Annotated in this window: 14 protein-coding genes; 4 read left to right on the top strand and 10 right to left on the bottom strand. The window is 54.7% G+C overall.

Features of this window, described 5'->3' with window-relative positions; all coding sequences use genetic code 11:
* The 4 genes from V7116_RS10565 to V7116_RS10550 are packed head-to-tail and all read left to right on the top strand — an operon-like array spanning position 1 to position 4,092.
* On the top strand, positions 1-963 hold the full coding sequence (locus tag V7116_RS10565; RefSeq protein ID WP_324391887.1) for a hypothetical protein: 963 nt from the start codon (positions 1-3) through the stop codon (positions 961-963).
* Between the two features lie 40 nt (positions 964-1,003).
* Positions 1,004-1,696 carry a hypothetical protein gene (locus V7116_RS10560; RefSeq protein WP_324391886.1) on the top strand — a complete coding sequence of 231 codons (693 nt, stop codon included), beginning with the start codon at positions 1,004-1,006 and terminating at the stop codon, positions 1,694-1,696.
* Entirely contained in the window at positions 1,689-2,141 is a 453-nt protein-coding gene (locus tag V7116_RS10555; protein ID WP_324391885.1) for a hypothetical protein, read from the top strand. The genes V7116_RS10560 and V7116_RS10555 overlap by 8 nt, the downstream gene beginning before the upstream one ends.
* A gap of 1 nt (position 2,142) precedes the next feature.
* Entirely contained in the window at positions 2,143-4,092 is a 1,950-nt protein-coding gene (locus tag V7116_RS10550; protein ID WP_324391884.1) for a hypothetical protein, read from the top strand.
* Positions 4,093-4,131: 39 nt separating this feature from the next.
* On the opposite strand, the gene V7116_RS10545 is transcribed toward V7116_RS10550, so the two are convergent.
* The 10 genes from V7116_RS10545 to V7116_RS10500 all read right to left on the bottom strand — a co-directional run.
* Positions 4,132-5,802: an HsdM family class I SAM-dependent methyltransferase gene (locus tag V7116_RS10545; protein ID WP_324391883.1), complete on the bottom strand. Its 1,671-nt coding sequence runs from the start codon at positions 5,800-5,802 to the stop codon at positions 4,132-4,134.
* Between the two features lie 3 nt (positions 5,803-5,805).
* Complete coding sequence (locus tag V7116_RS10540) at positions 5,806-6,564, bottom strand: hypothetical protein (RefSeq protein ID WP_324391882.1); 759 nt, start codon at positions 6,562-6,564, stop codon at positions 5,806-5,808.
* Positions 6,561-7,688 (bottom strand): hypothetical protein, encoded by a 1,128-nt coding sequence (locus V7116_RS10535; RefSeq protein WP_324391881.1) that lies wholly within the window; start codon positions 7,686-7,688, stop codon positions 6,561-6,563. Before V7116_RS10535 ends, V7116_RS10540 begins: the two co-directional genes overlap by 4 nt.
* Before the next feature lie 5 nt (positions 7,689-7,693).
* The gene (locus V7116_RS10530) at positions 7,694-9,895 is read right to left on the bottom strand and encodes an ATP-binding protein (RefSeq protein ID WP_324391880.1); all 2,202 of its coding nucleotides are present in this window, start codon (positions 9,893-9,895) and stop codon (positions 7,694-7,696) included.
* A 449-nt stretch (positions 9,896-10,344) separates the two neighbouring features.
* The gene (locus V7116_RS10525) at positions 10,345-11,025 is read right to left on the bottom strand and encodes a hypothetical protein (protein WP_324391879.1); all 681 of its coding nucleotides are present in this window, start codon (positions 11,023-11,025) and stop codon (positions 10,345-10,347) included.
* Between the two features lie 62 nt (positions 11,026-11,087).
* The gene (locus V7116_RS10520; RefSeq protein WP_324391878.1) at positions 11,088-11,921 is read right to left on the bottom strand and encodes a hypothetical protein; all 834 of its coding nucleotides are present in this window, start codon (positions 11,919-11,921) and stop codon (positions 11,088-11,090) included.
* A 275-nt stretch (positions 11,922-12,196) separates the two neighbouring features.
* Positions 12,197-12,550 carry a hypothetical protein gene (locus tag V7116_RS10515; protein ID WP_324391877.1) on the bottom strand — a complete coding sequence of 118 codons (354 nt, stop codon included), beginning with the start codon at positions 12,548-12,550 and terminating at the stop codon, positions 12,197-12,199.
* Positions 12,550-12,954 carry a hypothetical protein gene (locus V7116_RS10510; RefSeq protein ID WP_324391876.1) on the bottom strand — a complete coding sequence of 135 codons (405 nt, stop codon included), beginning with the start codon at positions 12,952-12,954 and terminating at the stop codon, positions 12,550-12,552. The genes V7116_RS10515 and V7116_RS10510 overlap by 1 nt, the downstream gene beginning before the upstream one ends.
* A 63-nt stretch (positions 12,955-13,017) precedes the next feature.
* Positions 13,018-13,614, bottom strand: coding sequence for a hypothetical protein (locus tag V7116_RS10505; protein ID WP_324391875.1), 597 nt, complete (start codon positions 13,612-13,614; stop codon positions 13,018-13,020).
* A partial coding sequence (locus V7116_RS10500; RefSeq protein ID WP_324391874.1) for a hypothetical protein occupies positions 13,601-13,859 on the bottom strand: 259 nt, incomplete at its 5' end. The genes V7116_RS10500 and V7116_RS10505, both read right to left, overlap by 14 nt.

The following is a 13,859-nucleotide window of genomic DNA, read 5'->3' as shown; positions in this document are numbered from 1 at the left end:
ATGCCAGCGGTTATATATCAATGTATTTTGAACAATTCAAATAGTAAGGTATCTGATTTTAAACATAGATACCAGAAGCATAATGGAATCTATTACGGCATAATCAGCGATTATTTAATCGCACCTGAGGATGCCGATATGAAAGCGGGATATTTTTCGAAGTTACCTGTCGTTGTGTGGGGATTTGCACTGCTCGTTTTTGTTCTGTCGATCGTGTCCTTGCCAACCGGCGGACGCGATTGGCGCGAGGATATCATGCCTGCTTCAGCTCGCTTCTGGGATGCGCCGTGGCTCGAGGGCTGCCCGATTCCTCCGTATGCACTGCCAGGGCTGTGGCCCATCGCCAAGATGCCCGCAGCAGTAGGCACGGCAGCCAATAATGCCATCGCGGTGATTGTTTTTGCGCTGGCAGCACGACGGCTCGGGGGGTCGTCGTGGGCCGTCCTTCCAGCGCTCGCCGGTCCGTTCGGCTGGACGATGTTTCGCCAGGGGCAGTTGGACTGGCTGCCGCTACTGGCGCTCCTGCTGGCAAACGGATGGGAGCTGCCGCTGTTGGTCACCAAGCCGCAGGTAGGGCTGTGGGTGGCCCTGCCCCGGTGGCGTGCGTCGGGCTATTCGCTGCGCTGGCTGCTTCCAGGCCTCGGGGTACTTGCTCTGTCGCTGATCGTATGGGGTTTTTGGCCGTGGGCGATTCTTCACGATTACACGCGACTGTTCACTGCCCATCACAACATCAGCACATGGCCGTACATGATCCCCGTCGGGCTGATGCTGGTCTGGTTCTCATGGCGAAAGCAATCTGATGCACTCGCGCTCCTGGCCGCGCCATTGCTGTTCCCATACTACAACATCAACAGCATGTCTGTGATTGCGCTGGTGTCTGCCGCGAAATGGCCCCTGATCGCCGTGCCGGTCCTGATCGGGCTGGACGTGCAGCTCGTGTGGGCCGCTTTGTTCGGGTGAGCGTCGGCATGGAGGATGTCGGCGTAGAGAGGATTCGGTTTTGGACGATCTGAAAATGATCCTGGATAGTGGCGCGTCGTTCGCCGTGGCCCTGGTTGCCATCGTGTTTATGCTGCGTCACGTGATTGCCGATCTCGTCCGCGGCTGGCTGGAGGATCGCGCCGCGCGGCGCAAGCTGGAGGCTGAACGGAACGACAACGAGCGCGCGCAAACCCAGACGATGCGCCAGCTCGGTGATCAGCTCCAGCTCTCACTCACTACGCAGCGGCAGATCGCGGAACTGATCTCCGGTCTGTCTGTGATGCCGGGTCAGCTCAAGGGCGCGGTGGATACGATGATCGAGCGCGCCGGCCAGCGGGATAAGGTGCTCGCCCAGCATGGCGGGGTGTTAAAGGAGATCCGGGCGGACGTGGGCGATGGTGAAGGGCAGGCCTGGGCCGAAGGCGGCCCGCGCTTGGCGGCCATCCAGGCCCTGTTGACCGGCGCGCTCACATCCATCGAGGAGCGTATCGTGCGTCGGCTGGACCCCACGCGTCCGGACGCACGCGCGATCGTGCGCGAGGAGCTGCAGACGGTCATCGACCAGCTCAACCTCGCACGTCGGCTGGAGCAGCTCGGTGTAGAGCTGCAGCAGCTCAAACAGGGTGTAACGCCCCCGACAAAGGGGGGCGATAACCAATCACGGTTAGACAAGGCGTCCGAAGGGGCGCAGGAGAAAGAGACACATGACTGACGAACTCACTATCCTGATTAGCGCGCTGGTCGCTGTGGCTATCACCGGCGCGGGCGTGGCGTGGTTTAGGAAACTCACGCCGGAGAAGATCCGCAAGGCCCTCGCGGATGCCATTCCGGGCGATACCTACCCGGAACGTGTAGCCATTGACATCGCCGTCATCGCGCACCGTGCGGTCGAACAGCGCGCGTCAGCGTGGGGCGAGATGTCCAACCAGCAGCGCATCAACCTGTTTAAGGACTACTTCAAGGCGCTGCTGGAGGTGCAGCAAACGGGAACCTGGTCCGAGCTGGCCATCGAAGCCTATGGCGAGTTCAACGTGTGGGTCCAGAAAAATGCACCCGCCATCGCGGATCTGCTGTTGGGCGCGCTGGCCCCCGATCCGCCAGTGACCACCTCATTGGTGCCGGTGCGAGAAATCACCACCGGCGAGGCGGTCCGATAGTATGCGCTGCCGGGCCATCACCCTGCTGCTGGCCTTCGTCGCGCTGGTCGCGGTGGCTGTGTTGCGGACGCAGCCACCCGCGGCGGCGCAGGGGCCGGAGACGCCCACACAGCCGGCTATCGATTCGGGGCGCTACGTCATTTCGGGAGTGGTAGTCTATGACAAAGAGACCGGAACCGAACATGTGCTGCGATTCGGCTGGGGCGTCGTGGCGACGACTCCAGCGCCCACAGATGCGCCGACCGCAACACCTACCGCGCCGGATACCAGTGTGCCGGCTGCGACGTCAACGCCATCGCCAACAGCGAGCGCAGAGGCAACAATCACGCCCAGCGCAACCCTGACACCCACAGCCACACCAGCGGCCACAATGACAACGACGTGGACGTTGACACCTGCACCGACCGCAATGCCCAGCAGCACGTCCACAGCGACGGTACAATCTACTTCTAGCACACCCGTTCCAATCTGTAACGTGACCGTCGTTACCTCACCTTCACTGCGGCTGCGCAGCGACCACAGCACCGCGGCCACGGTGCTGGCCGTCGCGCCGACTGGCTCGACCTGGCGCATCTACGAGGCCTGGCCGATGGACCCCGATGCGACCGCCGACGAGTGGGTCCGGGTGCAGCTCGCAGATGGCCGGGCAGCCTGGATGGCCGCGACGTACAGCGGCGAGGTCTATGCCGAGTTTGAAGATACGGACGATTGCCGCGTGCTGCGCTGGGGACCGGGTAAAGACGAGCCGACTTCAACCCCGCGCCCGACGTCAGCATCCGCGGCCACCGATGCGCCCGGCGCGACGGCGATGCCGAATGTCACACCCACGCCGGAGAGCGAGATCACCCCGGCTCCGACGAGCGCCGCCACCAAAAGCTGCACCGTGACGCTGCTCGAAAACTCGATGATCCGCAGCGGGCCGAGCGAAGCGTACGCCGCTGTAGGCAGCGTCTATGCGAGCGATCCGTTGACGATCGTCGCCGTCGCCACCGGCGGGAATTACGTGTGGGGCCAGCATGCACGCGGATGGACAGCGCTCTACACGCGCTCCGAATCCGCCTGGCGGATCGGTGTGTGGGGCAGCGAGGGTGAGGCGTGCCTCGATGTGCCAGGGTGGACCGCGGCGGGCCTGGGCGTGCCGCCTTATGCGACGGTGTGGGGCGTGCTGACGACAGTCGGCGCGGACAAGGCCACGGTGCAGAAGATGATAGACATTGTAGCCGGAGCCGGGCGAACCCCGGCCCTCACGGTGGTTATGGACGCGAGTATGGCGGCGGCCTTTGATGCGCAGGCCTACGTCATCTGGCGCGCCTGGCCGGACTGCCCGGCGATGCTCGACGACGTCGCGGCCAGCGTTCGGGCGCGGCTGGACTACATCGACCAGGTCACGCGGCACAGCAGCTTCGACGCACTCCAGCTCACCAACGAATGCGCATGGCCGTCACCGAGCTACCTTAACGCCTGGACGCTCGAAGCGCTTAGCCAGGCGCGGGCGCGATGGCCCGACAAGACGATCATTCCGTGGGTGTGGGCACCAGGTACGTTCGATCTGGAGTGGCTACCGGTGATCCGGCCCGCGCTGGCGGAAATGGCTGCGCACGGTGACCTGTTCGGCCTGAATTTGTACCCTGCCCGGGCAGGGGTGCCGCTCTCAACACGTGACTTGTGGACGGTCTGGACCACCTGGCGCTATGAGATGATCCGGGTGCTGATGGAACCGGGCGCCGATCCGTGCTTCGCGGTGACCGAGGCCGGGGCGGGCGACGGCAACATGGCGCTGACGCCGGGAGACGCAGGGGCGTTTGTGGCGGGCATCGATGGCGACGTGTGCGTGGTCACGCTGTGGCATCTCAGTCCGGCAGATTCGCCAGGGCCGTGGTCAAAGGCGAATTTGTCGGGAGAACTGAAGAGGTTAACCGAGAGCATAATGCTCACTTTAGCTTCACAATAGATAAGAGGAGATGACAAACTCATTTTCTTTGATCATAAGCTATGTTGACTCCCACTCATCGCCAAGTATTTTGAAAATATCGTTGCGATGATGACGTCTCCGTAGAAATAAAATATTCCTAGCTCTACGGAATGCTTGAACCATATCGGGCGATAGTATTCCAGCATCAATTAGTACTGTATCAACAGCTTCCGTGGCCTCACGTAATCTATCCTCCCAGAGTAATGTATTTATTTTTACTTTGAGATCTTTGATTAAATCACTTGGCAACACAGGAATAACAAGTTGAGAAAACTCTCTTGGTTCGAGCTTAAGCACACCACCTCCATAGCTACGCCCTACAAGTTCGGAACTTAATTGGCTCACAGAAGATAGTGTACCGACGGCTAAGGTATACCAGTCAATATCTAAAGGTGCTTTTCGCCACTCCAATCGTAGGATATTGTTCGTACAGGTGTATCCAGATCGGTTCACTACTATCCGTGGCCATGAGGCAACCATGATAGGCAGAAATGCTGAGGGGGCAAAAGTATAAGGAACTACATACCAAATCCTCCGATCTTTGCATTTCCGCGCATCTGAGATCCCTGTCTGTTCACCAATCTGCAGGTACTCAAGAACAGATTCGGGTAACTCATCTCCAGCCTTAATAGATAGTAGAAGGTGCTTGGTGTTACTAGCGAAATTCTTTAACAGCCTTTTTTTTGTGACAGATAGTCCCTTAAGATAAGTGGCCCGAGGAACTATAGGGATGAGGTAGTTATCTGGAATGCTTAACCGCTTCTGATCGTCGGGGGAAAGAATAAAAAAGTTGTTATTTCCCGTAACTACACCGATTCGTGGCGAAACGTACTCACCGAGTCTCACTAGCTTGCGTTGTTGAATTAGGTCCTCATAGTCATCTAGAATGCCCTTATCCACCAAGGCTCGGAGCCACTGACCATCACCAACTAAATCATCGCTGGGGCGGGGTGTGTGGCTGTCGATAGATTCCACAATCACACGTAATACTTCCAGGTTTTTCGCAGACACTACTTGAACTGACTCGTGCTTTTCTCGGGCACCACTGGCAAGAACTAATACGCTTTCTTCATCTGTTCCATCGAATACTCGTTCGTTTAATAGGACTATCGTGGTTGTTCTAAAGAAACGAACGAGGAGCGACCGTACATGTTCCGAATAATCTGTATGCAGTAGTGCTCCAGGTAGAATCATGGCCAAGCGCCCGCCTTCTCGCAGAAACTGCATAGAGTACAGCAAGAAGAACGCCCAGTAACTTGCACGCCCAGATATCTCCAAACCAACTTCCGCTAGTCGGGATATGGCTCGATGTTGCAAGTCCTTAGGAATATCATGATATCGGATATATGGTGGGTTTCCTACTACAACTGCAAAAGGAGTATCGATGAGGTTTTTCGGGGTGATGGAAAAGAAATCACCTTTGATAAATTGAGACATCGATGCACCCGATGCAATGAGTGGTTCAAGATAGTTGCTGGAATCTTCAGCGATATCAACCCCATATATCTGTTTACCTGGATTGTGGGCCCCGACTTTTTGTAGAGAGTTCAGGGCCGAATATAAGAAGGAGCATCCCCCAAAACTCGGATCAAGCACTGTATCTGTGGCATTGGTAATAGCCCAATTTGTAAGTATTTGGGCGAGTTCAAGCGGCGTATAATACGCTGCTAAATGTTCTTTGCTTGGCATAAACTATACGTTCCAGAGGTGACCGACTAAGCTATCACCCCGCTCTATAGCTTGGTGACATTGATAATAATATGATCCGAGGAGGTGCTGTTGACTTAGTTTCAGTACGCTCTTCCACTGTTTATCTTTCTTAAGCTTCTTATTGTATTCGTCCTGGAAGAAGCTTGCCGCTACAAATTCACAGACTAGCACCAAGTCCATTGGAGGGTATATGAAGCGAGGCAAGTTAATTAGCTCGGGAAACCAACATAACTCGTCTTCTCGGGGATTACCTCCAAACTGAAGATGATACCGGGGACCGAGCTGATCTATATTCGCAAGATCAAAGTGACACCTCAGCATAACGCGATTACGGTTTGTGCGTCCATCATCGCAAAGAGTTTCAAGTATACGGTCATGATCCCAAGTATCCCGGTAGGCAGCGCTTTGATTCCAGACTCGTAAACAAATATCTTGCTCTACTGGGAGTTCATTATCGTTTTCCCAGCGGACTGAACAGAACAGATCTACTTGCGCATCAAACCCTTTGGTGGGCTCAGTCGGTTTAAACCGTAAGGGTCTCTCAGGGAAAATAGTATATCCCCAAGGAGCTATCGCGAGAGCTGGATTATCTGTACGACGTTTTCGCTCATCATAAATTTTACGCGAAGCTATGGCTTGGCTTTTTGCTACGTCAACTACTGAACTAGCGCTATCATCCAATATAGAACCAAAGGTTCGAATCATCTGATCCAAGCCTTTTGTCACACTTGTAAGATTCATGACTTACGAGGATCCTCAGATTGTTGAATTTCTCTAGCGATTTCGATACCAACAGAATCGAGCAATTGTTCTTGAAAATTACTACTTTCCCAGATAGCACGGAAGGAGACGCGAGCTTCATCCATTATAGATGGGCGACTATCGGGATAGTATCGTAATGTATGTTCAAACTTCACAGGCTCATTACGAACAGAGCAGACCCAGTCTGCTGTCGGTTTTCCATCCCAACAGCAAATTGCCCGTTGTACAGGTTTCTCAATTAGTTTTTCGACTACTTCAGGAAACACAGTGTTGATGGGACCATTTACATCTAGTTGCTGCATAAGTTCTTGGGCAATGATGAATACACGCCCCTTCCACCAACGGTTCCTATTGGTGGTGTCACTGAAGATCCCTGTGTACAGAGCTGGGCGAAACATTTCCTGCAGCGCACTTTCGTGAAAAACTTCTTCACTTATACCAAGCTTTGTTGCAACGTGGAGACTATCATAGAGGATGCCTGGATATCCCAGCAGGACTTCTCTCACCCACTTTCCAATTTCTGCGATTGTCCACTCTCCATTCTGGAGTGGTGGGGCGGATTCTCGAAGTTGCTCAGATTCGTCATCATCAACATCAAGTAGCGGGAGAAGGTTTTGCCAGTTTCTATTTGAGATCTGAGCAAGGGCTTTGAAACCGAAGACAAGCGACACCAGAATCTGACGTGTAGAATCCAGATTTTCGTTTAACGACGACTTAAGAATTAGATCGTCAAAGGACTGCATGTGCCGAAGTAGCAACCTCTTTGTTTGGCTATCAAGATTGTCTAGAACGGATTGGCGAGTAATGAGAACGATAGGGATATGTGGATATCGAGCTCTGATTTCATTGGCCAGCGTACTTCCGCGGTATGCGGCTTTCGTGCCATCTTCCTGCACTCGACTTAAATCATAATCGATCAAGAAGAGGTCGGGTAGTGACTGGAGGAGCTCACCATCCAAAGCCGACCATTGGGGGGGGAACATAGGAATACAATCGAAATTTCCGGCACGTGACAGTCGTTCGGCATAACGTATCGCCGTGTCAGTCGCCGCGGTTACGACATCCTGTTCATCGTCAATATAGTATGCAGTAACTTTTTGCATAGAGGCTATTCCGGCAAGAATATTTCCAGGCATGTCGTCCAAGGTTCAGGTGCATCAATGAATCGAACTGTACCATTATAGTTTGCTAGAATGTCGCGCACAATTTTTAAACCCAAACCTGTGCCCGTGCCGAGGATAGGATCGGGTGTTCCAATTCTTGGGTGAAATGGTCTAAAGACAATTTCTCGGTCTTCATCAGGTATTCCGGCACCAGTGTCTAGTACCCTTACATATACACCATTAGGGGTTCGCTCACCTTGCATTGCAATCTTACTAACTGATTGCTCTCGGACAGCCTTGAGCGAATTAGTGAAAACATGAAGCATGACAGCATATAGTTCGGCGGGATATATCAAAGGCGAATGTAGGTTTACTGGTATTTCATTGATGAACTCGATCCCGAAATCACTCATATACCTTGTAAGCGAATTGGCTATTCCAGTAACGACAACGTGTAGCAAGGCGCGCTCGCGCTCTCTTCGATTCTTTTCACCTAGTAGGAAACCGAGGGAAGCAACTTGCTCCTGTACGCTATATTTCCAGTTTTCAAGTCGATTTACTATAGTTGCATAGTTTTCGATCATACTATTGTCGACGTACGAGCTGAATTCCCCTAAGTCGGTAATGATTCCCTCGACAACATTGATCATTTCGCGAAGCTGGTGATCAACCATACTTACGGTTGTTCCTGTGGAACTTAGGACTCTTAATAGCGAGATCTCATCAATATGCCTGTCCTCCTGGTTGGTAGCCTCTTGCTCGGCCATCTCGAGCGCATTCGTGACTCTACTTCGTACATCCAGCGGTATAGTGGTTGTGTTTTCTACAACCCTCTTGATGTCAGCAATCAATTCAGACACGTTTTTCTTTTCGTCTGGCTTGCGCGCTGCGCGTCGCTGCTCTCGTTCCATCTGAGTTGCACGAGCATAGTTCAGAGTCATCCACCATAATCCGAGCTGTACGAAACGGCGCAGTTGGCTAAGCGCCTCGTTTTCTGCGAAACCTTCGCGATTTGTCGTAACTACAAGTTTTGGATGCTGCTGCTGTGAAACATTGACTACGCCAAACAGCTGATTGTTCCCTGGCGTTAGGAGTTCAGGTCGTCCGGCAATACTTTTTTCCAGGCCAATCAGGTCTTTACCGACATCGAAACCCGTTGTGCGACGTGCCCGAATCTCGTCAAGGCGGAGCCAATCGTTCCCTGGCTCACCGTATGGAAATACACGAAATCGATCTTGATAGACTCTGATTCCACCCTGTTTGGTTCCAACGCGTTGTATGTCACGCACAGCAAAATCGACATCAGAAAGAAATTCGCGTTTGTAAACAAAGAAATATATACGCGTATCGATCCCTGAAATATCCGGAAATATTTCTGTAGTTGGTTCGAATATTTGTTCTTCGTCCGACTGGCGTATCTTAAGCTGGTAATGAGCATGTCCGTCTTCATCAACGAAGCCGGACAGCTCGCACCATGATGCTCCAAGAAACTGTTGCTGCAGTGCCCCCTCGTAATCTTTGTACTCCGGTACTTCTATCGTGATTGTGATACCAGGATCTTCTGCCTTAAACGTATGCGACTCTTGTGATGGATCGAAAAATGGATTAGTGAGGGATACTAGATCTTTCCAGACGTCTGCGATGTCACTTTCGCTCCAACCATCTCGTGCGTCCTCGAGATAGAGCGTAACTCCAGTTGTCGCACTATCGACAGCCTCTGTTTTATAACCGATAGGTATATTGCTGAGAACTTGACCGCCCAAAAATGTCTTTTCCCAATCAAATTCCATTGTGGTCTTATACTTTATACCGTCGCTTTCCTCAGCAACAGAGACTAACGTAAGGACTTTTGCCAGACGATGAACTGCAAACCGACCAATCCCTTTCTGGCCCGTTCGTACCCGGTTATACACCGTAGAATATGAGGACGTTTTCTTGTTGTTAGTCGCAATGCGCATCCAGTACTGTCGGATTGAATCTAGAGTCATACCAACGCCATCGTCATGAACAACAATCATGCCACCAGGTTTTGTTATATTCTCCAAAATGACGTGTACATGAGTAGCATCAGCATCGTATGCATTCTTTATTAGTTCAGCAAGGGCGATAGATCGTCTTGTAACTAGTTGTTCCCCTAGTTGAACGAGAATACTGGCATCCACAGCGAACGACATCAGTTGTTCATTGTCGCGATCATGGGTTTCCATCGCTTTTTCCTTAGAAGATACTTCTGGAACCATTGTTATAGCGTTCAGTTCTTGATTATCTCCAACCTCTGTCCGTAAGGCAATACGATACTATAAATGCAATTCTCAATATCTATGTTTCTGAATGAGCGGAAACTGGAGATGAACTAGATCAAGGGGTTAAAGCAAAGAGATACGCTCAGTATCTTCTTTTATATAGCGATAGCGCAACAGGCTATGTCAGTATCTGCACAATCTCGCGCTGCAACGTCTCCACAGACTTGTGCGTGCCCCGGCCAGATATTGATTTATTCTGGCTGTCCTCGAAGAATGGGACGGTCTGCGTCTGGACTGCGATAGGATCGGGAATAAAGGACATGTGAACCTCCTTGAAAAAACGCTTCTGTGCGTGGTACAGTTCTCTCGGCTGCAATGGTGGGGGCGTGTTCCAGCACACCCCCTTGTCGAACCTAGCAGCCGTCGTCTGAGGTCTGCGGATCGGTTCGGAACCAGCGCCAGGCAACGTCCTCGCCGGTCTCCGAATCGGTCCGCGCTCCGGCGAACGTCCACCCCGCCTCGATGAACTCCTCGTCTCCAATCTCGCCTTCGGCCCATTCGAGAGTCCCATGCCGCAAATCGTGAACATCCATCAGGGCCTGCGCCAGGCCATCACACCGCTTCTGCAAGCCGTCGGCGCGCGCGACCTCCCGGTCGAGTTCGGTTGTCAGCGTGTGTTCCATCAGGTTTAGCGACGTCTGCAACTGCGCAACCTGCTGCTGGAGCCTCTGGATCTGCTGCTGCTGATCGCAGACCAGATCGTGCTTCGTGCTCAGAGTGACGCGCAGCGCTGCGATGATCTCCAGCAGCGTATCGCCGCTGTTGATGGCCAGATCCTGCGTCGCCTCTGGATCGAGGATGGCGAGCGCCTTGCCGGAAACGACGGCCTCACTGAACGAGCTGCCGAAGTCGACGACATACAACTGGCTGCCCTGGACGCGGTTGGTGATGACGCCGATCATTGACACCGGGATGGGCGGCAGCGGGTCGTGGCGGTCACCCGCGGCGACGTGCGGGATAACCTGGCGGGTGGCGACAATCGCGCCAATCATGGTGCTCTTGCCGGACGGGGTACGTGCGAGTTTTGTGATCATGGGTTCTCCTGTGTACTGGTTAAGGTAAACTGCGATCGAAGAATGTTGCTGCTGAGTTCCGGCTAGGCCGGTTTTGGTTCCTCGTAGTGTTCCGCTTCCCACGCCTCGTAGGCGTCACGATAATCCAGCCAATTCTGCAACGCGGTCCGGAGCAGATGGTGTTTCTCGTACTCGAAATTGAGGTAGACTGAGCGCCCAAACTGGGCCCATTCGTCGAAGAAGATCCGCACCCATTCGCGCGCGCAGATGGCGAAAAGATTTGTCTCTAACGTTGCTCTGCCGCCGTGCTGGAGCGCGGCCAGGAACTTGCGCGCGGCATCCGGCTCCATTAAGACCAGCAATGTTTTGTCTTCGTCCATGCCCCAGATGTGCAGCTTGAGGGCGTCTTCTGACGGGTCGACGAGTACGCCACGTCCATAGGCCGCGCCGATCAGCGTATAGCCAGGCACACCCGGTCGACGCGCCTGCCAATTCGCGCGCCATGCGGTTTCGTCGGCGCTCAGTGCAGGGTGTTTGCTCTCAATGTAGTCGAGCGTGCGTCCTAGCTGGAGCGCGTTTTCGATATTGATCCAGTCTCCAGGCTCGCCGGATTCGCTGATGGGCGTCCCGGTGAGGTTGTCTCTGTTGTGACTGATTGCCAGGTAAGGCGTCAGGAGCCAATACCAATGGTGGTTGATATCGACCAGGCTCTCGGGATCGATGTTGATTTTCGCCCCCCACGTTGCCAGGATTTCGCTTATGCGTGCAGCGTCGGTGATTCTGCGCTCAGCGAATAAGGCATCGTTCGCAGCAGTCTCGGCAGCCGCGTTCAGCTCGGACTCGCGGCAACTCTCGGTCCACCTCGCGCGCGCTTGGTTGATCAGTTCCGCTGCTGTGGTGCTGTGTTTTGTAGCCATCATGTCCTCCGGGTATGAGAGTGAAGCAATCCAGTGATTGCATGATACGATTACTGGCTGCCCGGACCGGAGGCTGAGCAGCCGGTCCTGCCTGAGCTGGATGTAACAACTCCAGGCGAGACAGCCGGCTAACTCAGCCCACCACTCACAACCAGCCGGCGACTGTCCACGCAAGTACGACATAGGCCATGCCGCCGATAGCGAGCAGGCCACAGAGCAGCCAGCAGCCCCACCGATCGGTGCGGCGCTCCAAATTGAAATGGACGCCTCGGCGCTTAGCCATGATGTTCATCCAGGTCTGGTTGTGCCTGCGCTTCGAGGTCTGCCTGATCCTCTGGTAGTATGTCGACGATGCTACGCAACAGTTGATCCACGATGGCGAGCAACTGCTTGAGGACTGCGAGCTTTTTGCGATAGGTGACGGCATGGCGCAGCGTGCGCTCGCGAGCCGCCAGCAGTCGATTGGCTTCGTCACCGATGCCCTGCACGGCCAGTACAAGCACTTCGATGCGTTCGCCCTGTTCGACGCACTGGTTGACCAGTGCTTCGATAATCTCCTCCGGACTGAGTACGTCCAGCAGGCAGTCCAGCCGGAGCTGCAGATTGGGTGGCGGTGCGATGGGAGGCATCAGCCGGTGGCCTCGTCGTTCACTACGGGGCCGTTACCGTTGCGACGCTTCTCGTAGTCCTCGCCACGGCGAACATACACCGTGCGCCCCTTGCCGGTCTTGCGCGAGATAACCTCGACGCAGTCCGGGCCGAGCTGCATCTCGCCGTACTTACGCAGTGCTGTGCTGGCGTTCTCGCCGACCTTGGGATCGTCAAACGGGATCGCGAGGGCGAAGTTGCGACCGGTCTGTTCGAGGCGGAGCCTGACATCTTCCCACAGCTCGGCCCATCGCCCGGCGGCACTGCCGGGCGCGACGATGTCTTTGGCCAGGATTTCGGTAATGGTGCCCCAGGGCCGCGCGCCGTTTGTGGCCGCGACGGGACGATCGGACGAATCGACAGCGTTCTTACGTGGACGGGGCATGATCAATCCTTTCACCTACGACGGGCAACGAGTGTCAGTCGGCATCTCTGAGAGCGGACGGGGTTAGTAATCAGACTCGGGCTGCTGAATGCCCTCCTCCAGCAGCAGATTGCAGCGCGAGATCCACGACCGCAGCTCCTGCCAGATGGGGTGATCCTCTTCGATGAGACCGCCGGTGATCAGGTCGGTCAGTTCGATCGCTTCGGAGTAGCTCAAACTGGTGCTTTCCGTGATGTTGTTCACCACGATTTCCCACATGATTTCGAGGATGTAGGTCTCTGCATCTTCCTGGGCCAACTCAGAGAGTTCGTCATACAGACTGGCGATTTCCGGCACGCTCATGTCGGCGTCCTCGATCGCCGCCTTCAGATTGCCCAGCGCCTGGCGTGTAGCGTCGCGCTGCTGCTGGATCGTGCGCGCGATCTCGGCCACGCTCTTGAGCGCCTGGTCGAGCTGCTGGTTGGCTTCGAGGAGCTGCGACGCGTTGTCGCTGACGACCTGAATGGCGCTCGTGTCCGCGCCGGTCTCGTACAGGTAGTCCAGCGCACCGGCCATCTGCTCAACGACCTGATCGGTATTGGCTAGCGCATTGACCTGCATCTCGACGGTGGCGAGCTGAGCGGAATAATCAGGCGAGTCGTGATCGTTACTGTTCTGCATTGGAGGTTCTCCGGGTATTGAGGCGGGCAAGTGCATCGGACAGGGCGGAGTCGGGAGCGTGCTCGAAGGCGCGCTGCGCGGCGGTATGGACCTCGCGGTCGGCAATCTCGTCCAGCTCGGCCTCGCTGAACGTGCCTCGCGGGGCGCGGATGGCCTCAGCGTAGGTGATGGCGTCATCGTGTAGATTGAGGATGAGCGGCTCGGACGCGCCGGTGACATAGGTCCGCGCATCGTCACGCGCAGCG

The organism is Aggregatilinea sp., from assembly GCF_036822615.1.
Lineage (GTDB): Bacteria > Chloroflexota > Anaerolineae > Aggregatilineales > Aggregatilineaceae > Aggregatilinea.
This window is presented reverse-complemented; position numbering and strand designations above follow the sequence as displayed.

Excerpts from the sequence above, each read along its gene's own strand:
- V7116_RS10565 (WP_324391887.1), top strand. The coding sequence starts at position 1 with ATGCCAGCGGTTATATATCAATGTATTTTGAACAATTCAAATAGTAAG.
- V7116_RS10555 (WP_324391885.1), top strand. The coding sequence starts at position 1,689 with ATGACTGACGAACTCACTATCCTGATTAGCGCGCTGGTCGCTGTGGCT.
- V7116_RS10550 (WP_324391884.1), top strand. The coding sequence starts at position 2,143 with ATGCGCTGCCGGGCCATCACCCTGCTGCTGGCCTTCGTCGCGCTGGTC.
- V7116_RS10545 (WP_324391883.1), bottom strand. The coding sequence starts at position 5,802 with ATGCCAAGCAAAGAACATTTAGCAGCGTATTATACGCCGCTTGAACTC.
- V7116_RS10540 (WP_324391882.1), bottom strand. The coding sequence starts at position 6,564 with ATGAATCTTACAAGTGTGACAAAAGGCTTGGATCAGATGATTCGAACC.
- V7116_RS10535 (WP_324391881.1), bottom strand. The coding sequence starts at position 7,688 with ATGCAAAAAGTTACTGCATACTATATTGACGATGAACAGGATGTCGTA.
- V7116_RS10530 (WP_324391880.1), bottom strand. The coding sequence starts at position 9,895 with ATGGAAACCCATGATCGCGACAATGAACAACTGATGTCGTTCGCTGTG.
- V7116_RS10525 (WP_324391879.1), bottom strand. The coding sequence starts at position 11,025 with ATGATCACAAAACTCGCACGTACCCCGTCCGGCAAGAGCACCATGATT.
- V7116_RS10520 (WP_324391878.1), bottom strand. The coding sequence starts at position 11,921 with ATGGCTACAAAACACAGCACCACAGCAGCGGAACTGATCAACCAAGCG.
- V7116_RS10515 (WP_324391877.1), bottom strand. The coding sequence starts at position 12,550 with ATGCCTCCCATCGCACCGCCACCCAATCTGCAGCTCCGGCTGGACTGC.
- V7116_RS10510 (WP_324391876.1), bottom strand. The coding sequence starts at position 12,954 with ATGCCCCGTCCACGTAAGAACGCTGTCGATTCGTCCGATCGTCCCGTC.
- V7116_RS10505 (WP_324391875.1), bottom strand. The coding sequence starts at position 13,614 with ATGCAGAACAGTAACGATCACGACTCGCCTGATTATTCCGCTCAGCTC.